Here is an 18,199-nt window from a genome sequence, read left to right on the forward strand (position 1 = left end):
TCAGTCCTTCGGGGTGAAGGTCGGGAACACGTGGTCGAAGCTGACTTCCTGCCCCAGACCGGTGGCCACGATGATCGTGAGTCCCACCAGCACCGCGGCGACGACCACGGCGAAGCACAGCACGCCGATCGAGCGGAGGAGTACCGGTGGGAGCACCGGCGTGCTCTGCCCGCTCCGGTCTTCGGAACCGGCACCTCCGGCGATCGCGAACGAGCGGACGCCCAGCGCGAAGAGCGCGGGAAGCCCCGCGCCGAGCACGAGCGCGATGACGGCCACCTGGGCGGCGGCTTCGAGGAAGAGCATGAACATGTCCGACGTCCTTACGCTGCGGTCTTCTGCGACGAACGGGCGGGGGCGTCCTGCCAGTCGTCGTTCACGTTGTGGGATCCGATGCTGTCGCGGCGCGAGCGGAGGTAGATGGTGAGCGCGACCCCGACGAGGATCGCGACCATGAGGATCCCGCCGATCGCCCCGCCCGCGAGGTGACCGACCCACCACATCACCGCGCCCATGAGCGCGGCTGCCGGGAGGGTGATGACCCAGGCGACGACCATCCGGAGGGCCACCCGCCAGCGCACCTGCGCGCCCGGTCGTCCGACGCCGGAGCCGAGGATCGATCCGGTCGCGACGTGCGTCGTGCTGAGGGCGAAGCCGAGGTGGCTCGAGGCGAGGATGACGGCGGCGGAGGAGCTCTCGGCGGCCATGCCTTGCGGCGTGTTCAACTCCACGATGCCCTTGCCGACGGTGCGGATGATCCGCCACCCGCCGATGTACGTGCCGAGCGAGATCGCGAGGGCGCACGCGAGCTTCACCCAGAGCGGAACCGACTCGGTGTCGTCCCAGCCGCCGGCCGCGATGAGCGCGAGGGTGATGACACCCATCGTCTTCTGGGCGTCGTTCGTGCCGTGGGCGAGCGAGACGAGCGACGCGCTACCGATCTGCCCGATCCGGAAGCCGCGGTGGAGACGTCCCTGGGCGAGGTTGCCGATGACGCGGAAGACGAGCCAAGTACCGATCGCGGCCACCGCGCCGGCGAGCACGGGCGACATCAGGGCCGGCAGGATGACCTTGCCGACGACGCCGTCGAGCTTCGAGCCGTCGCCGGCCCAGTTCACGCCGTTCAGGCCGAGGCCCGCGAGCGTCGAGCCGATGAGACCGCCGAAGAGCGCGTGCGACGAGCTCGACGGGAGCCCGAGCAGCCAGGTGAGCAGGTTCCAGATGATGCCGCCGATGAGCCCCGCGAGCACGATCAGCAGGAGCGCCGAGCCGCCTCCCTCGAGGAGCGCCGGATCGGGGGCTCCCGACGAGTCCTGGATCTTCACGACCGCGTTCGTGACGGTGAGCGCGACCTCGATACTGAGGAACGCGCCCACGAGGTTCAGCGCCGCCGACAGCGAGACCGCGACCTTCGGCGGCAGCGCACCGGTGGCGATCGAGGTCGCCATCGCGTTCGCCGTGTCGTGGAATCCGTTGGTGAAGTCGAAGGCGAGCGCCGTGATCACGACGAGCGAGAGCAGGATGATGGGGTCCACGGCGACGAGCTTGCTCCTCGATCGTGGGATCGACAACGGGTGCGCGGGCGGATTCACCCGTTGTTCACGTCGGGAGGGGCGAGAGCGGTCGAGCGCGGCCCGTCAGAGCGCGTCGACGTCATCGCGTGCCGATACAGTGTGAGGCGGCGCCCCCGAGCACTGTGGACCGGAGGCGAATCGACGGCTGGCGGGGGCTCATGGGCGAACGGCGACATCTTGGACTGCACCTCGACCACCGCGTCCACGAATTCAGCCTCCTCCTCCAGGACCCGCCGTTCGACGACATCGAACCCGAGACGCGAGCGTGGCTGCGAGCCAGGTATGCCGAGATCGTTCCCGTCGTCCTCCCGGCCGCATTGCGCGCCGTGGAGCGCGGCGGACCCATCTCGCCGAGGTGTCTCGCCGAGCTGAGAGGTGTGGCGATCCGTTCGGCGAACGAGCCTGGGGCGACCTTCTCCACGGCCCTGCGGGGGTCGTATCCGGCGCTGGCGACGTTCTCAGCCGTCATGTTCGAACTCCAGCACGCCCGACCCTCGCAGGTCGTGCTCGCCATGACGCGCGCGACCTGGGTGGCTCACGAGCTCGGATCCTGCTGGGTCGAGAGTTGGAACCAGGAGCGGGCGCGGCTCGATCGGGCTCAGGGATCGCTGGTGCCGGTCGGAGAGGTCGTCGCTGAGGGCGTCGACGAATCACCGGTCGAGCTGATCGCCACCGGTCCGGAGCTCGACGAGACCGAACAGCACATGCTGACGCTCACCGCGTACGGGCTCTCGAACGATGACATCGCCAAGCAGACGAACTACAGCCGACAGGCGGTCAGCTGGCACCTCGGCAAGCTCATGAAGGCCTGGAACGTGCAGAACCGGACCGCGCTCGTGGCGGTGGCGTTCGTCCGCGGTGTGCTCGCCGCCAGATTCCGCCGCCGCTCGTCGACTCCGGCGCAGCTCGAAGCCGCACATCGTCATCCCGAAATCGCCCTGGCGCAGCCCGGCGAGCGCGAGGACGACGACCAGCTCGCGTGACGACCACGGTGGTCCGCGCCTCTATCACGCATTCGTCGACCCCTGCGGCTCTTTAGGCGATCGCCTCAGCAACCGCCGTCCACGTTGTCGAGCCCGAGCCGTCCGCGTCATGCTGACGACACGTCGGAACGACCGGCGCGGAACAGCGACAGGAACGTACGGCGAAAGGACGGAACCATGAACACCGAGACCACGACCACACACGCGACGGCCACTCGATTCAGCGGAGGTCGGAAGCGGAACCTCCTGGCCGCCGGGTCACTGCTCGCGCTCACCGGGGCACTGATCGCCGGAGGCCCCGCATCCGCCGAGGAGGACCCCTACAACGACGACATGCTGATGAAGACCTGCAACGGGGAGCCGGCGTCGACGGGTGCAATGGAGGGCTCGTGCACCTTCGAGGTGCAGGGCGAGACCCCGCTCCCGCTCGAATGGGTGCGCTACGGCGAGCCGCTGTCCAACTGCAACGACGGCGCGGTCAGCGACCTCAAGCTCACGCTGGGTGACGTGAAGTCCTTCGCCCAGTCGTGGACCACCGGCGGGGGCGTCTCCCTCAACATCAAGGACGTCGTGAGCATCGAGGCCAGCGGCGGTTACACGGAGACCAAGACCACGACCAACGAACGCCGGGCCGAGGTGACGGCGGTTCCGGGCTACAAGAACGCGGTGACGGCGGGAACCCAGTACGTCGAGCAGACCGGCCGGATCCGCGTCGACATCACCGTCTACGAATTCCAGGGTGGAGACGGCTACTCGCAGAGCACCGAGACCCACTACATCGACGACGTCAAGCGCAAGGCGCCGACGGGTCACTTCGAAACCGGGCAGGACAACGTCCCCTGCAACGAGGACTTCCAGGTCCCGGTGGGGTGACACCGCCCACGTGACGCGCTGACGGGCCCCGCGCTTCGCACGCGGTGACGACGGTCGCGCCCGGTGTCGGCGGCTCATCGTAGGTTCGGGCTGTGCCGGAACGTGTGGAAGCGTGGTGGGCCCGCCGTCAGTGGTCGAAGGGCCTCGAGACGCCGTACCCGGTCGGCGCCTACCGGCAGGCATGGGCGGCGTTCCCTGCGCTGTGGCGTCAGTACCACGCGGATCTCAACGCCGGCATCGTCCTCAGCCAGGTGCCGCCGGCGGCCGACGTCCTCCTGCAGTGGCAGTGCGACCGGGGGCACCGCTTCGTCGCGACGCCCGCGGAGCAGCGTGCGCGACCGGGCCGCGAGCGTCGCCGGAGCGCGTGGTGCCCGGAGTGCTCCGATGAGGCGAACCCGTCCAGGGTCGTCGCGTTGCCGATGCGCGAATCGGTGACCGACCCGGTGATCCAAGACGCGGGGCCCCTCCGAGCACGCCGAGAACGGCCGAAGCCGTCGCTCTGCGAGAAGACCCCGGAGCTGCCGGTGGGCGAGGCCTTCACCTCCGAGTGCGCGCCGAAGCCGGCCTCGGCGGTTGAGGCCCGGCTGCGCGCGGACGTCCACGAGCGACTCGCGCTCACCGAGGGGGTGAACGCCGTGCGGGTGCAGCGTCCGTTCTTCCAACACCTCGAGGTGTGGCCGGACCTGGTCTACCCGGAACTGCGTGTCGCCGTCGAGTACGACAGCATCGGTCGGCACGGTCTCGAGCACGTCGGGCGCCGTGAGGAGGTCGACCGACGGAAGGATCGCCTGCTGCGATCGGCCGGCTGGGAGGTCGTCCGGCTCCGGACCGGCAAGCTCGAACCGCTCGGCCCCCACGATCTCCAGCTCGCCTCGTGGAACGCGCGAGCCCTCGTGCGGCTGATCGACACGCTCAGGGCGATCCGGGGTCCGTTGTTGGTCGACGCGTACCTGCGCTGACGCGTCAGCGGGCGAGAGTGCACGAAACGCTCCCATGAGCGGCGTTTGGGAGCGTTTTGTGCACTCTCGCGAGCATGAGCCCGGGGGAGCCGCGCGGCCATGATGCGCTACCCTCGTCGCAGAGGGAAAAACCCCGTCGTGCCTCGGCCGACGGAAACGCGCACGCGGCTCGTGGGAGCCGTCACTTCTTCATCGAAGGAGTGCGCCCATGTTCGAATCCTCATCCTCCCCGGCGGTCACCGTCTCGCCGCCACGCCTCCGCGACGCGTGGGTCGCGCTGGCCGGCCTCTCGGCCGTGTTCCTGTTCGAGATGCTCGACAACGCCGTCCTGAACGTCGCCCTCCCGACCATCGGCCGTGAGCTCGCTGCATCCACCGCGTCGCTGCAATGGGTCTCGGGTGCGTACTCGGTCGCGTTCGGCGGGCTGATGCTGCTGTTCGGCGCGGTCGCCGACCGGTTCGGTCGGCGGCGGGTGATGCTCGTCGGCCTGACGTTGCTCGCCGTCGTGAGCGTCCTGACCGTGTGCGTCACCTCGGTGGAACAGCTGATCGTCGTGCGCGCGCTCATGGGTGTCGCTGCGGCGATGACCACGCCGGGATCCATGGCGTTGGCGTTCCGCCTGTTCGCGCAGGACGACCTCCGCGTCCGGGCGCTCACGGTCATCTCGACCGCCGGACTGGTGGGCCTCGCGGCCGGCCCGACGATCGGCGGCCTGGTGCTCGCCGTGGCGCCATGGCAGGTGCTCATCGTCGCCAACGCCCCCATCGCGGTCGTCGCCTGGATCGGGATCCGCGCCGGGATCGGTGCCGACGAGCGGTCGCAGCTGCACGGTGATCGCATCGACGGGTTCGGAGCCGTCCTCGGGACCGCGACCGTCGTCGGCGTGCTCCTCACGCCCACCCTGTTCGTCGCCGACATCGACCCCGCCCTGGCCTGGAGTACGGCGGCGATCGCTGTGGCGGCCGCCATCGGGTTCGTCGTGCGGGAGCGCACGGCGCGTCACCCGCTGCTGGACCTCCGTCTCATCGCCCAACCGCTCGTCGCCTCCGGTCTGGCCTACAAGGCCGCCGCCGGGCTCGCGATGGCCGGCTTGTCGTATCTGGCGACGCTGCAACTGCAGTTCGCGTGGGGGTGGCCGCCGGCCCTGGCCGCCGTTGCGATGCTCCCGCAGGTCGTCGTGCTCCTGGCGGGCGGTCGCTTCGTCGGGCCGTTCGTCCAGCGCGTCGGGCTCGACCGCGCCGCCTGGATGAGCGCGGCCGCCGTCGTCTCGGGGCTCGCGGTGTTCGCGCTCCTGAGCCGGTTCGGCTACCCGTCGGTGCTCGTCGCACTCGTCCTGGTCGCCGCCGGGATGCGGGTGGTCGGCGTCGTCGCCGGTAACAACGTCCTCCGTGGCCTCCCCGCGGACCGCACGTCCATCGGTGCGGCCCTGATCGACACCGCGAGCGAGATCGCGACCGCGGTCGGCATCGCCGCGACCGGCACCATCCTCGCCACACTCGTCGGCGGCGGCATCACGACGACGGCCATCACCGGGGAGCGGCTCGCGTCCTTCCAGGAGGCGGTCCTCGTCGCAGGCATCGCCATCACCGCGCTCGCCGCAGCCCTCGTCGCCGTCGGCGCGTCGCGCTCTCTCCGCGAGCGCTCGCGGACGGCTGGGTGATTCATTCGCCCATCGTTGGGCGAATGTGTGTTGCGGGACCCGATCTTGGGCGAACGAACGCCCTCGGCGGCGCTCGCGTCGCTCGTGTGCCGAAGCCGAGACCGAGGATGGCGCTGAGAACGGGCCTACGCGGTCGGCGGCCCCACCTCGCCGTGAGCCGGTTCGCCCGGGCGTGACGGTGAACCCGTCGAGGCCCGGTGCTGTTTCGGCGGGCGTCCGGACAGCCAGACGTAGGCGGTCGCGGTCAGGAACACCCCGCCGGCGATCAGCGACCACCACGGGAAGGACGGACCCTCCGGATGCTCACCGGCGGCATCGAGATCCGATTGCGGGGTGGGGATGACGCGTTCGCCCGTGACGAGGATGCGGTGGCTGTTGACGCCGAGCGGTGTGCACGTCACGAGGGTGACGAGATCCTCGCCGTCGACCGGGAACAGGGACTGCGTGTCGGTGGGTTCGACGACCCTGGTGTCGGTGACCCGATAGGTGAGGACCTCGCCGAAGACCTCGATGGTGAAGGTGTCGTCGACCCGCACCCGGTCGAGATGGGTGAACAGCTCCGAGGTGGCCAGGCCCCGGTGTGCCGTGAGCACCGAATGCGTCGACGGTCCGCCCACCGGCACGGCCGTGCCTTGCAGGTGTCCGACGCCGTGTTCGAGCACCTCGTTGCTCGTCCCGTGCGAGATGGGCAGGTCGACCTTGATCGACGGAATCCGGAGTCGCCCCATGAGACCGGCCCCGTCGGCACGGAGGATCTGGTCGTAGTCGCCGTCCTGCTGGGGCTGCTCGGCCAGGGGGAGACGCTCGTTCGCCAGGAGGTTCGCACCGCCGCCGGTGATCTGCGCGTTGTAGTCACGGGCTTCGTCGAGACGTTGCTGCAGCGTGGCGGCACCGAGGTCCGCGACTTCGTCGGTCAGGCCGTCGATGCGCTGGGACTGCTCGTACTGGCTGAACCACGAGACGGTCATCGGGAAGAGCAGGATCCCGGCGCCGATGATCGCGACGAGCGCGATCGCCAAGGAGCTCCTCGGCATCCGCCACCGCTCCAAACGACGACGAGCACGTCGTGTGAGCGTGGGGCGCGCGGTGTCGCTCTGGGACGACGAAGGCGGGGGTCCCGCAGGACGCCCCGCCTTCTGTGTCATGATCCCAGGTTACGCGGAGACGGAAACAGCGCCCGCGCGACGGCGAGCCGCGGCGATCGCGGCACCGATGGCGATCGCCACGAGGGCGCCACCACCGAGGCCGAACCACAGGCCACCGTCACCACCGGTGAGCGGCAGCAGGAAGTTCGACGCGGACACCTGCGTGTGGTTGAACTCCACGTAGTTCTGCACCGGCGGGACGGTCGACGTCGGACCGGCGACGACCACGGCCTGGACCGGGTTGCTCTGCGGCAGGTTGAAGCCGGTCGGCGGGGTGATCTCACGCACGTAGTAGTTGCCGGGCGTGATGATCGGGATCGCGACGATCCCGTTGGCCCCGGTCGTCCAGTTCGTGCTGCCGTTGATGGTGATGGGGTTCTGCTGGTTGTTCGCGTCGTTCTGGTTCAGGTACACCTGGTAGACGGCTCCCCCCAGTGCGGTGCGCGGACCACCGTTGTTGCTCTCGTACGCGAACACCGTCAGCTGGCCGATCGGGGTCGTGCCGGTCACCGTTTCCAGAGCGCCGTTGATGTTGGCCGTCGCGCTGTTGGTGATGAGTCCGTTCGACGGGATCGACACGGCGCGCGTGAGCACGTTGAACGACACCAGTCCGCCCTGCATCGTGGTGAGCCGGGTGAGGCCGGCCGAGGTGAAGGACAGCACCGAGGTCGCCTCCACCGTCGAGGTCGCGTCGGTGTTGGTGATCGTGTAGTCGGCACCGAGCGCGAAGTTCTGCGTGATCCCACCGGCGTTCGTCACGGTCACGGTCGACGGCGACACCCCTGCGGGCGGCGAGGCGGGGAACACCAGGGCGCCGGGTACCGTGTCGGTGAGCGAGAAGCTGGTGATGGTGTCGCCGGCGGCCAGGGTCGGCACGCTCGACGCGATCGCCCAACGGATGAGGTCGGGGTTGCGCGCTTCCGCGGAGTTCGCCGGTGCCGGAACGCGCGTCTTCGTCGTCTCGGTGACCGCGTTCTTCGGGTACACGTGGACGTCGTAGATCCACTGGTTCGCCGGTGCGCCGACCGGGCCGGTCGGCAACGGGAGCGACACGAGGAACGGTGCCGTCGGGTTGGTCGCGGCGGCCGGCAGGACGGTCTCCTGCACGTAGAACAGGCCGAGGGGCATGTCCGCGGGGAAGGTCGCCGTGCCGTCGGCGGCCGACGGTGCTGACGTGAACGGAGCGCCGGTCAGACGGGTCGAGGCCGCCTGCGGGCTGAGGCTGTTCGCGATGGTCCACCCTTCAGGCGTGGTGAGGTCGACACCGGCGACCTGGGTGGCCGTGAAGACGGCTCCGGGGAGCGGGGTGCCGAGGCCGGCGGTCGACGGCAGCTGCTGACCGGTGCCCGCGTTCTGCCCGTTGTTCGGGCCGAGTGCGAATTTGTGCACCGTGAAGCTGCGGGGCTGATTGGGGTCGATGTTGCCCGGCAGTGTCACCGCCTGCGCGGGGGCGACGTTCACGAGCGCCACGGCGGCGGCCAGCACGACGGTGCCGATCGCGGCGCCGAGACGCCGGGTGATGGATGTGGACATGGTTTCTCCTGTCGAAGGTGGAGTGCTGAACAGCAGGATGGAGGTCACGGGGTGGGTTCGGGGATGCGCGGACGGGCGGTCAAGGTGTCACGTCGCCCTCCTTCGCGCCTCACGACGTCCCTGCCAGAGGGCGAGGACGAAGGCCAAGGCCAGCAGGGTCGATCCGCCGATGAGGAAGGCGTCGGTGCTCGGGCCTCCGGTCCGGGGCAACGCCGTCGGTTGGACGGGCGCGTTGACGAACCGGTAGACGGCGGTCTGCCCGGCGGGTGGAGCGGTGATCGTCGGTGAGGTCACCGTCGTCCAGGTGCCGTCAGGCTGTCGCCGTTCGATTCGCAACTGCTGGTAGGCGAGGCGGGTCCCGCTCTGGGCGAGCGATTCGCTCAGGGTGTACGAGTGCCCCGGTCGGACGTCGAAGGTGCTGGCGGGGTTGCCGGAGGCGACGAAGTCCGCGCCTCGGACCGTGGTCTCACCGAGCCCTGTGAACGCGGCCGGCGTCGCCGTCACGTTCCAGGTGGAGGGCTGGAACCCCGCCGCGGGGTTCTGCACGTTCTTCAGCAGGGTCAGGGTCGCCGTGGCGTTCGTGACCGTACACGTGACGTTCGTCGCCCGCTGCAGACTGACGTCGCCGGCGGCGGTCACCGGCACCGCGGTGCCGGTCTCCGTCGCGCAGGACCAGCCACCGACCTGCACGTAACTCGCAGGACCGCCCGCCTCCGACAGCCGGTAGGGGCTGTCGGCCGACACGACCACCGCGCTCACGGATCCGCTGCCGGCTGCGCCACTCGGTCCGGCGAGGGAGGTGGACGCGCTTCGGGTGGCGCTCAGCTGCCAGGACGAGGGAGCGGCGGTGCCGAAGGAGACGTTCTTCACGAGGGTCAGCGTGGCGACGGGCCGGTTCGTGTAGACGCAGTCCACGACGTTGCCCGGTCCGATGTCGACGTTGACGGCACCGCGCACCTGGTTGCCGACGGTCGTGACCGTCGTCGCTCCGGCGGTGCCGTTCACCGTGCACGCGAGGCTCTGGTAGCGGAAGCCGGACTGCGACGTCTCGGCGACGGTGATCCGTCCCCGTTGCGCCGCCGCACCGAACAGCACCTGCCAGGTGGCCGAGCCGTCGGGTCCGGTGGACTGCGCCGGGTTACGGGACGGCAGGATGCTGACGGTGCTTCCGGTGTTGGCGGTCGCGGTGGTGGTCATCGTCCAGCCGGGCGTGGGTGTCCGGTTGGCACCGTTCCAGTCCTCGACGATCTTCGTCACCCGGACCGTCGCGAACGGCGCCGGTGAGTTGGAGAAGGTGCACGCCACGCCCACACTCAACCGGTTCGGGATCGTGATGTCCGCCGACGTCGCGGTACCGGAGGAGATGCGGACACCGTCGGCCCAGCACTCGTAGACGCTGGTGTACGAGGTCAGGGGCGACGAGGACCCGCTCGCCATGCTCTCCGAGATGGTGACGGTGGTGTTGATCTGCGTCGGAGTCGGACCGACGCGGGTGCTCTGGATCCCGGTCGCCGTCCCACTGGTCGTCGCGACCGTCGTCTCAGCGGGCGGCGAGCCCGCCGACACGGCGAGCCGGAACTGGTCGGCCGCGTTGATGCGTCCGACCACGTTCTTCTCGACGGACAGCGTCGACGGTGAGGCGCAGCCGGCGAGGTCGGTGGACGTGATGGTCGTCGTCCCGATGGTCGCTCGGGGGCTGTTCGGCACCCGGGCCCAGGTCGTCGGGTCGAACTGGTAGGCCGTCGTCCCGTTCCCGAGGAAGAGCGTGCCGGCCGGCGAGAAGGCCATGCCGTTCACGGCGGTGAGCGCGGCTCCCGCGTCGGTGCCGGACAGCGCGCGGCGGGTGGTCGCGCTGGAGGGGAGCGTCCCGCCGGAGGCCGCCTGGAGGGATTCCCGGGTGATGCTGAACATGCCGACGTTGCTGGAGTCGGCCGCTGCCTGCACGATGTGGAGGTTGCCCTGCGCGTCGAAGGAGATGTCGCCGTTCTCGCCGGCGGTGGTCCCCGTGAGCACCTGTCCCAGGTAGAGGAAGCGGGTGCCGTTGTTCAAGGCGTTCGGCGTGTACTCCCAGAGGCGCATGGAACCGGCCGCCGACTTGCCCACCACGAAGCGACCGTTGAGCGGATCGACCGCGCCGCCGACGATGGTCCCGTCGAGGGCCGCGCCGGTCCGGTCGAGGAACGAGCCCTGCGTCCCGGTGAACGCGGTGCGGGTCCCCTGGAGTGAGCCGTTGACGATCGTGTAGTTGACGACGCCACCGGCGTTCACCGCGTTGGTCCCGGTCCGGTCGATCGAGACGGCGCTCGTCCCGTTCGCGTTCACCCCGAGGGCGTTGATGTCGGTCGCGCCGCTCACCGCCCCGACGAGCTGGGCGGGTGCGGCGGTGCTCGAGGCGTTCACCTGGGCGATGGACCCGTTGTTGCGCACCGCGTAGTAGTAGTTGCCGTCGCAGTACAGGGTCGCCGATTGCGGGGTGTTCGTGAAGGTGCAGACGATCTCGGCGCCGGCTTCGTTCGGAATGGTGATGGGACCGGAGACCGACGTTCCGGTGGCGACCGTGGTCGTGCCGCGGATGCATTGATACGTCGTCGAGTAGGTGTTGAGGGTCGCGGTCGACACGATGGATTCGGCGATCGTGTAGACGCTGCCCCGCGTGACGTTGACCGGACCGACCTGCTCGGTCTGGACGCCGGTGTTGGCGCCGGTCGTCGTGGCGCTGGCGATCTCGGTCGCGCCGAGCGTCAGCGCGAGACGGAACTGGTCACCCACGGTCGCGCGAGCGGTCACGGAGGTCCTGATCGTGATGCGCGCCGACGCTTCGACGACGAGGGAGGCGTTCTCGGGCGGGTTCAGCACGGTGCTGACGTTCGCCGGACCGTTCACGTAGGTGCCGGGTGTGTCCGTCACGACGTTCACGCTGATGGTGCAACTCGCCGCGCCTGCCGCGAGATCGCCGCCGGACACGACGATCGATGACGCACCGGCGCCGGCCTGCACGGAGAAGGCTGCGCCGGTGACGTTGACGCAGGTGCCGCCGACGGCCGGGGTCGGGGCGACGACCAGTCCGGCCGGCAGACTGTCGGTGAAGCCCCAGTCGTTCTTCGCGGCGAGCTCGGCGGTGTTCGTGACGGTGAAGGTCAGCGTCGTCGGGGTGCCCGTCGTGCCGGTGTCGGCGGCGAACGCCTTGTCGAGGCTCGGTGTCGCGTCGACGATGCGCAGGTTGTCGAAGGCGAAGTCGTTGCCGGAGGAGGCGGAGATCTGGTTGCTGACCCGGATGCGCGCCTGCGCTGCTTGCGCGGGTGTGAGGCGGACGGCCGTGTCGGTGAAGAACCGGCCGGCCCGGACCGCGGTCTCGGTGCCGAAGCCGCTCGAGAGGGTGGGAGAGGTGTACCGGCCGCCGGTGATGTTGCACGCCACGATCGGCGACGCGGTGAGGGGCTGCGCGGTCGCTCCCAGGAGGATGGAGATGTCGAGACGGGAGTTGTTGTTCACCCCGCCGGTCCTCACCGAGCAGGAATCCTCGGCGACGTCGATCGAGGCGGCGTAGTACCGGTCCGCCGACGCCGTCAGGCCGACGGGCGCGGTGGACTCGATGACCGTCTGGTTCGCCGTCGTCGTCCCGCCCGTCATCGTCAGGGCGGTCACCGCGCGGTTGGCCTGCGACCCGGCGGCACCCGTCGTCGACCCGTTGGTCGGCGCCGTGTTACTCGTGCTGCCGACGACACCGAGTCGGAACTGGCCGAGGACGTCGGCGAGTCGTCGTGCCTGGTTGCGAGGAACGACGTCGGTGGCGGCACCGCAGTAGCCGGTGGACGGGAAGGTCACCGCGTAGTTCAGGATCACGCCGTTGCAGTTCGCGTAGTTCAGCCAGTACGCGGCGGCAGTGAATCGGTTCGAGGCGTAGGGGCCGAGTTGGGCCGGGGTGGTGCTCGATTCGAAGTCCTCGAGCCAGCGTTGCGCCGGTGCTTCCGGGACGCCGGCGGCGAACAGCGAGACGTCGGTCGGTGCCGCCGACCGGTTCTCCGCGTCCGGCGGTGACTCCTGCTCGGGCCCATCGGCCGGCCCCGGCCCATCGGCCGGCTCGTCCGCGCCGGGTGCCGGTTGCTCGGTCTCCGGCGACGGGTCTGCATCATCCGGCGCCGGTGCCTGAGGCGTCTCTGCGGGTGCGGGGGTCTCCGCGGGGACCGGGGCCTCGGCGGGTGGCTGGGTCTCCGACGGCGCCGGTTCCGCCGTCGGCTCATCGAGGGGTGTCGGCGTCGCCGCCGAGGCGCCCGGAGCGAAGAAGAGTCCGACCGTCATGGCCAGCACCACGCCATGCGTCACCAGCGGGAAGCCTCGGCCACGCCGCGGTGGTGAGCTGCGGGCGGCTGCGTGCGAGCGCGCGCGGAAGAGACGGTTGTGGAGCATGAGACATCCTGGGAAGGGCGACGTCAGCAGGACGTCGCCGACGAGATAGCGACTCCTGTGGTCCGACCCAGGTGCGCTCGAGCAGCGAGAACGCAGACATCCGCCCGAGGCAGGATGTGCGTGATTGAGAGAATCGGACAGGGAGACCTGTGGTCCCAGAGCGTGGAGAGAGATTCTCTACTCGGCCCCCCGCCTTAGTTTGAGCGTACGAAATACTTCACACGTCGGTCAAGGGTCTGGCTGTCCTCTTTTTGGCCCACATTTGGGGGTCAAAATGAGCTGTTTGGCGATCGCAGTGCGGTGGTGCCGCTACCGATCCCGATCGATGAGGGCGGTCGGTCGAGGGTGAGCGGGGAGGTTCCGTGTGCGTCACGAACCCGTGAACTGCACCACGGTGTCCCAGGCGAGCTTCACGATGAGGATGGACAGGGTCACCAGGAACACGATCCGCACGAAGCCGCTTCCGCGTTTCGTCGCCATCCGGGCGCCGATGAACCCGCCGGTGATGTTCATGACGGCCATGGCGAGGCCGAGCGCGAGCAGGACCTCGCCGTGCACCCCGTACACGACGAGAGCCGCGAGGTTCGTGGTGAGGTTGGCGATCTTCGCGTTGACGCTGGCTTGCAGGAAACCGTACCCGAGCACGCCGACGATGAGGATGACGAAGAACGAGCCCGTTCCCGGTCCGAGGATGCCGTCGTAGAACCCCACCAGTAGGCCGATCATCGCGGCCCGCCAGGCGACGGCGGTGGCGCGGTCGTGTCGGGGCTCGTGGTGCAGGCCCATGGTCGGCTTGAAGAGGGTGTACAGCGCTACGGCGATCACGGCCACCAGCACGATGGGCGTCAACACGTCGCGCGGGACGTACCGCGACAGGGCGGCGCCGATGGTCGATCCGCCATAGGCCCCGGCGACGAGGGGGATCAAGAGGACGAGCTGCACCCTGATCTTGCGCAGGTACACCCAGCTCGCCGACAGGGTGCCGAAGAACGAGGACAGCTTGTTCGTGCCCAGGATGAACGGGGTCGCGACGTCGCTCGGGACGGCGATGACCAGCGCGGGCAGCTGGATCAGTCCGCCGCCGCCGACGACCGCGTCGACCCAGCCGGCCACTCCCGCGGCGAGGAGCAGGACGACGAGCGCGGCCACCGAGACGGGGAGCCATTCGGCGATCAGCGGTCCATCGAGCACAGTCGCCCAGCCTAATCGTCGGGGTGATGATGCGTAGTGCGGACGTCGAACGGGGTCTTCGAGGATTCAGGCTGTCCCGGCGAGGTGTTCGGTCCGTCGGGCGTTGTTCCTGGGTGGCCGTTACGCTCGCTGCATGGAACCGGACTGGATCGAACATCGGCGCTCGGAGGACCGAGAGCGGCTGGGGTGGATGAAGCCAGTCGGCGAGGGGTTCGTCGTCATCGATCTCCTGGGACGTCAGCGAACCGATGCGCTGGACTGGTTCCATGCCGAGGAGGCGCTCGACGAGATCGGCATGGGCTATCTCGCCGACCCGCACGAGCTTCGTCTGGAGGACGGCTCCTGGTTGCGGGTTCGGATCGCAGAGGTCTCGACCGCCGGGATCCGGGTGAAGAAGGACGATTGGGGTGACATGACCGCCACGCAGCTGTACGACGAGGTGCCCTTCCCTGTGGCCGAGGACCAGCTGCGACCGTTGTCGCGCTGAGCGCGTATCGGTACGGTGGCTCCCACTCGCTCACGACCCGACGTCGGGCCCGACCGTTCGTGGACGTTGTGTGCTCGGAGTTCCGGCGGCTGCTGTCCGCCACCTGTAGGCGTGAATCCGTGCGCGGGCGTCCCGTCGTGACCACCCGCCTGCGCTGATCGAGCCGCATCGCGTGGGGTCACTCTTGACGACATCGACCATCCTCGCCATCATTCAACAACGATCGACGGCACCGGGCCGCCGGCACCCTCGAGAGAGACGGCCACGATGCCCACCATGATCTTCGTCAACCTGCCCGTCAGCGACCTGGCCCGGTCACGTGCGTTCTTCGAGTCACTCGGGTACTCGATCAATGAGGGGTTCAGCGACGAGAACGCGATCAGCGTGGTCATCAGCGACACGATCACGGCGATGCTGCTCACGCGGGAGTTCTTCGCGGAGTTCACGAGCAAGTCGATCATCGACGCCACCACCTCCACGGAGGTGCAGCTCGCTCTCAGCGCTGAGAGCAAGGGCGACGTCGACTCGATCGTTGAGCAGGCCATCGCGAGCGGGGCTACACCTGCCGGCGAACAGGACCATGGCTTCATGTACTCGAAGAGCTTCGACGACCTCGACGGCCACCACTGGGACTTCGTCTGGATGGACCCTGAGGCGGCCGCCGGCGGCGCGCCGGAGATGACCGTCGAGGAGATGCGGGCGAACACGACGCACAGCTGAGCGCGTTGATGGACGAGTTGAGGATCCGTCGGGCCGTCCCGGCGGACGCAGGCGCAGTGCTGGCGCTCTTCGACGCAGCAATCGCCTGGTTCGTGCGGATCGGCAACACACGGCAGTGGGGTACCGAACCTGCATCTGGGCAGGAGCGCTGGATCACGCGTGTCGAGCAGTGGTGTGCCTCATCCGATGCCTGGGTCGCCGAGCACCCCACGGCCGGGGTTTGCGGAGCGCTCGTGCTGGGCGAGGCGCTCGAGTACGTGCCGGCCACCACCGAGCCGGAGGTCTACGTCCGCGTGTTGATCGGCTCGCGCGACCCACGGGTGAAGGGCACCGGTCGCCGCTTGCTGGCATTCGCCGAGGAGCGTGCGCAGGCCGCCGGGGTCGGTCGCATGCGGGTGGACTGCTACGCGGGTGGCTCGGGGGATCTCGTCCGGTTCTACGAGGCCTCCGGCTATGAGCGTGACGCGACGTTCACGGTCGGCGACGGGGCTGACGCGTGGCCGGGCCAGGTGTTGTCACGGCGAGTCGACGTGAAGAACGACCTGGCGCGATGAGGCCGTGAGCGCCGGACGAGCGCAGCAACGGCCACCCAGGAGTCCTCCCAGCTTGCGCAGCCCGCTTGTCGTCAGTTCGTGGACGAGCTGAGGAGGCGTGTGACACCTGCCGGGTAGAAGGGGCGATCGGTCTCGCTGATCGACACCCATCGAACCGGACTGCCCTCGTCCAGGACGTGCAGTTGAGCGTCGAGCGGGATGGCGTCGATCTCGGCGGACTCGACGGCGAAGATATGGGCGATCTCATGGCCCGGCTCACCTTCGTATTCGAAGATGTTCTCCGCGACGTCGAGCAGGGTCACGCGGCCCAGCATGACGCCGAGCTCCTCGACGAACTCTCGGCGCACGGCGGCTTCAGCGGTTTCGCCGAACTCGATGCCGCCCCCGATCGCGCGATGGAAGGCCTGGTTCTTCACGGTGTCCACGCCGTTCAAGACGAGAACGTGACCGTCTCGGAGAGGAAGGCCGACGGAGATGTTTCGAATCGAGGGCATGTCGTCGACTCTACGACGAACCCCCACACGGGAATTGGAGCGGATGACGGGAATCGAACCCGCGCTATCAGCTTGGGAAGCTGAAGTTCTACCATTGAACTACATCCGCGTGGCGCCGGAGCGTCCTGAGTAATCGTACATGACCCGGCGGGCCTCCGTCCGGCCTCTGCGAGCGGTCTCCGTTCGGACCCTGCGTGCGGTCTCCGTCCGGACCCTGCGTGCGGGCGCCGTCCGGTCCCTGCGTGCGGCCGCCGTCCGGTCCCTGAGCTTGTCGAAGGGCGGGGTGTGGTCGTGGGCCCTTCGACAGGCTCAGGGGCCGGGGCTGGTGCTGGCTCAGGGACCGGGGCGAGTACTGGCCAGAGACGGGGCGGGCTCGGTGACGAGGGTCGGCTCAGTGAGCAGCCCAGTACTCGGAGCTAGGCTGGTTCACCGTTCCCCGGGCGGGACGGGATTGATGGTGTGACGTGAAGCGCAGTGCAGGTGTCGTCGTGGCCGGCCTTGCCACCGTCGCGGTCGCAGGCTTCGGAGCCGCGAGTGCCATGGTCGCCCGGCGCGTCATCGGAGCAGGACGTGTGCACGACAGCGAGGTGTTGCCGACCTCGTCGCCGATGACCGTGCGGCTCGAACGGAACGCAGCGGCGGTACTGCCGGGACGATACGGGCTTGAGTTCGACGACGGGTCGCGGGTCATCGTGGGTCCGGTGATCGGCCGCGAGACGACGGACGGTTCGGTGATGCGGACGGTGCTCAGCGGTCGCGTTCCCGCAGGGGTGACTCGTGCTCGATTCACCGGCGCGGCCGTGACACCCACGGACCTCGGGGTGGACGAGGTGCGCGTGCCGAGGACGCCCTCGGGGGCATGGCGGTTCGACGGCGATGCCGACAGCGCCGCCCATGACAACACCTGGGTCGTCCACACCCACGGGCTCGGGGCATCGCCGCTCGCGACTCTCCGCTCCGTGCAGGCCGTGCAGCACGCGGGTCTGCCATCGCTCGTCACCTGCCTCGGGTCCGCGTTCGCCGAGCGTCGCTCCGGGGCCGACGCCACGGACGTCGAGCGCGTCGTCGCGGCCATCGACGACGCCGTGGCCCTCGGTGCGCGACGGGTCATCGTCTGCGGGTGGTCCTACGGCGCCGCCCTGAGCCTCGCGGCGGCACGCGAGCGACCCGAGGCGGTGCAGGGCGCGATCCTCGTCTCGCCGATGCTCGGCCTCAGTGAGACGGTGCTGCACGCTGCCGCGGTCGCCGGGGTGCCGCGGGTGCTCGTGCACTCGGCGCTCGCCGTGCTCTCGACGCCGGTACTCGCGCGATCGGCCGGGGTGCGCGGCGCGGTTCCGGTCCGCGCGTTGTCCGCCGGGCCGATCGACGGTCTGCCGACGCTCGCGATCCACTCGCCCGGTGACACGACGATCCCCGTGGAACTCACGCGAGCCGTCGCTCGCCGCTCGCCCTCGTTCGAGCTCGTCGAGGTCGACGCGGCGCCGCACGGGTTGGAGTGGAACGTCGCGCCGGAAGCGTTCGAAGCGGCTGTGCGGGAGTGGCTCGAAGCGCGCTGATCGGAGTGCTCGTCGGTCCCTGAGCTTGTCGAAGGGCCGGGTGTGTCCTTAGTGCCCTTCGACAGG

15 protein-coding genes and 1 tRNA gene are annotated in these 18,199 nt (G+C 69.3%); 8 read left to right on the plus strand and 8 right to left on the minus strand.

Going from position 1 to position 18,199, the window contains the following annotated elements:
- Both QRN19_RS18005 and QRN19_RS18010 read right to left on the minus strand, forming a co-directional pair.
- The gene (locus QRN19_RS18005; RefSeq protein WP_285028599.1) at positions 1-309 is read right to left on the minus strand and encodes a hypothetical protein; all 309 of its coding nucleotides are present in this window, start codon (positions 307-309) and stop codon (positions 1-3) included.
- An 11-nt stretch (positions 310-320) separates the two neighbouring features.
- Entirely contained in the window at positions 321-1,532 is a 1,212-nt protein-coding gene (locus QRN19_RS18010; RefSeq protein ID WP_285028600.1) for an inorganic phosphate transporter, read from the minus strand.
- Between the two features lie 197 nt (positions 1,533-1,729).
- On the opposite strand from QRN19_RS18010, the gene QRN19_RS18015 reads away from it, so the two are divergent.
- The 4 genes from QRN19_RS18015 (at position 1,730) to QRN19_RS18030 (ending at position 6,046) form a co-directional block, all read left to right on the plus strand.
- Positions 1,730-2,554, plus strand: coding sequence for a helix-turn-helix transcriptional regulator (locus QRN19_RS18015; protein ID WP_285028601.1), 825 nt, complete (start codon positions 1,730-1,732; stop codon positions 2,552-2,554).
- A 177-nt stretch (positions 2,555-2,731) separates the two neighbouring features.
- The gene (locus tag QRN19_RS18020; RefSeq protein WP_285028603.1) at positions 2,732-3,427 is read left to right on the plus strand and encodes a hypothetical protein; all 696 of its coding nucleotides are present in this window, start codon (positions 2,732-2,734) and stop codon (positions 3,425-3,427) included.
- A 92-nt stretch (positions 3,428-3,519) separates the two neighbouring features.
- Positions 3,520-4,386 (plus strand): putative endonuclease domain-containing protein, encoded by an 867-nt coding sequence (locus QRN19_RS18025; protein ID WP_285028604.1) that lies wholly within the window; start codon positions 3,520-3,522, stop codon positions 4,384-4,386.
- 208 nt (positions 4,387-4,594) lie between these two features.
- Positions 4,595-6,046: an MFS transporter gene (locus tag QRN19_RS18030; protein ID WP_285028605.1), complete on the plus strand. Its 1,452-nt coding sequence runs from the start codon at positions 4,595-4,597 to the stop codon at positions 6,044-6,046.
- A gap of 125 nt (positions 6,047-6,171) precedes the next feature.
- On the opposite strand, the gene QRN19_RS18035 is transcribed toward QRN19_RS18030, so the two are convergent.
- The 4 genes from QRN19_RS18035 to QRN19_RS18050 all read right to left on the minus strand — a co-directional run bounded on the left by QRN19_RS18035 (position 6,172) and on the right by QRN19_RS18050 (position 14,322).
- Complete coding sequence (locus tag QRN19_RS18035; protein WP_285028606.1) at positions 6,172-7,080, minus strand: class C sortase; 909 nt, start codon at positions 7,078-7,080, stop codon at positions 6,172-6,174.
- Positions 7,081-7,200: 120 nt separating this feature from the next.
- Entirely contained in the window at positions 7,201-8,724 is a 1,524-nt protein-coding gene (locus QRN19_RS18040; RefSeq protein ID WP_285028607.1) for a SpaH/EbpB family LPXTG-anchored major pilin, read from the minus strand.
- Between the two features lie 87 nt (positions 8,725-8,811).
- On the minus strand, positions 8,812-13,047 hold the full coding sequence (locus tag QRN19_RS18045; RefSeq protein WP_285028608.1) for a DUF7933 domain-containing protein: 4,236 nt from the start codon (positions 13,045-13,047) through the stop codon (positions 8,812-8,814).
- Between the two features lie 453 nt (positions 13,048-13,500).
- Positions 13,501-14,322 (minus strand): sulfite exporter TauE/SafE family protein, encoded by an 822-nt coding sequence (locus tag QRN19_RS18050; protein WP_285028610.1) that lies wholly within the window; start codon positions 14,320-14,322, stop codon positions 13,501-13,503.
- 133 nt (positions 14,323-14,455) lie between these two features.
- On the opposite strand from QRN19_RS18050, the gene QRN19_RS18055 reads away from it, so the two are divergent.
- The 3 genes from QRN19_RS18055 (at position 14,456) to QRN19_RS18065 (ending at position 16,083) form a co-directional block, all read left to right on the plus strand.
- On the plus strand, positions 14,456-14,809 hold the full coding sequence (locus QRN19_RS18055; protein WP_285028612.1) for a hypothetical protein: 354 nt from the start codon (positions 14,456-14,458) through the stop codon (positions 14,807-14,809).
- Between the two features lie 267 nt (positions 14,810-15,076).
- The gene (locus QRN19_RS18060) at positions 15,077-15,529 is read left to right on the plus strand and encodes a VOC family protein (protein WP_285028614.1); all 453 of its coding nucleotides are present in this window, start codon (positions 15,077-15,079) and stop codon (positions 15,527-15,529) included.
- Positions 15,530-15,537: 8 nt separating this feature from the next.
- Positions 15,538-16,083 (plus strand): GNAT family N-acetyltransferase, encoded by a 546-nt coding sequence (locus tag QRN19_RS18065; RefSeq protein ID WP_285028615.1) that lies wholly within the window; start codon positions 15,538-15,540, stop codon positions 16,081-16,083.
- Between the two features lie 71 nt (positions 16,084-16,154).
- Here the strand turns inward: QRN19_RS18065 and QRN19_RS18070 are convergent, their stop codons facing one another.
- Positions 16,155-16,577 carry an NUDIX domain-containing protein gene (locus QRN19_RS18070; protein WP_285028616.1) on the minus strand — a complete coding sequence of 141 codons (423 nt, stop codon included), beginning with the start codon at positions 16,575-16,577 and terminating at the stop codon, positions 16,155-16,157.
- A 35-nt stretch (positions 16,578-16,612) separates the two neighbouring features.
- Positions 16,613-16,686, minus strand: a tRNA-Gly gene (locus QRN19_RS18075).
- A gap of 355 nt (positions 16,687-17,041) precedes the next feature.
- Between QRN19_RS18075 and QRN19_RS18080 the strand changes: the two genes are divergently transcribed.
- The gene (locus tag QRN19_RS18080) at positions 17,042-18,133 is read left to right on the plus strand and encodes an alpha/beta fold hydrolase (RefSeq protein ID WP_285028617.1); all 1,092 of its coding nucleotides are present in this window, start codon (positions 17,042-17,044) and stop codon (positions 18,131-18,133) included.
- Positions 18,134-18,199: the final 66 nt, after the last annotated feature.

It is taken from the genome of Plantibacter sp. ME-Dv--P-122b, from assembly GCF_030209375.1.
Classification (GTDB): Bacteria; Actinomycetota; Actinomycetes; order Actinomycetales; family Microbacteriaceae; genus Plantibacter.

Excerpts from the sequence above, each read along its gene's own strand:
- QRN19_RS18005 (WP_285028599.1), bottom strand. The coding sequence starts at position 309 with ATGTTCATGCTCTTCCTCGAAGCCGCCGCCCAGGTGGCCGTCATCGCG.
- QRN19_RS18015 (WP_285028601.1), top strand. The coding sequence starts at position 1,730 with ATGGGCGAACGGCGACATCTTGGACTGCACCTCGACCACCGCGTCCAC.
- QRN19_RS18020 (WP_285028603.1), top strand. The coding sequence starts at position 2,732 with ATGAACACCGAGACCACGACCACACACGCGACGGCCACTCGATTCAGC.
- QRN19_RS18030 (WP_285028605.1), top strand. The coding sequence starts at position 4,595 with ATGTTCGAATCCTCATCCTCCCCGGCGGTCACCGTCTCGCCGCCACGC.
- QRN19_RS18035 (WP_285028606.1), bottom strand. The coding sequence starts at position 7,080 with ATGCCGAGGAGCTCCTTGGCGATCGCGCTCGTCGCGATCATCGGCGCC.
- QRN19_RS18040 (WP_285028607.1), bottom strand. The coding sequence starts at position 8,724 with ATGTCCACATCCATCACCCGGCGTCTCGGCGCCGCGATCGGCACCGTC.
- QRN19_RS18055 (WP_285028612.1), top strand. The coding sequence starts at position 14,456 with ATGGAACCGGACTGGATCGAACATCGGCGCTCGGAGGACCGAGAGCGG.
- QRN19_RS18060 (WP_285028614.1), top strand. The coding sequence starts at position 15,077 with ATGCCCACCATGATCTTCGTCAACCTGCCCGTCAGCGACCTGGCCCGG.
- QRN19_RS18065 (WP_285028615.1), top strand. The coding sequence starts at position 15,538 with ATGGACGAGTTGAGGATCCGTCGGGCCGTCCCGGCGGACGCAGGCGCA.
- QRN19_RS18070 (WP_285028616.1), bottom strand. The coding sequence starts at position 16,577 with ATGCCCTCGATTCGAAACATCTCCGTCGGCCTTCCTCTCCGAGACGGT.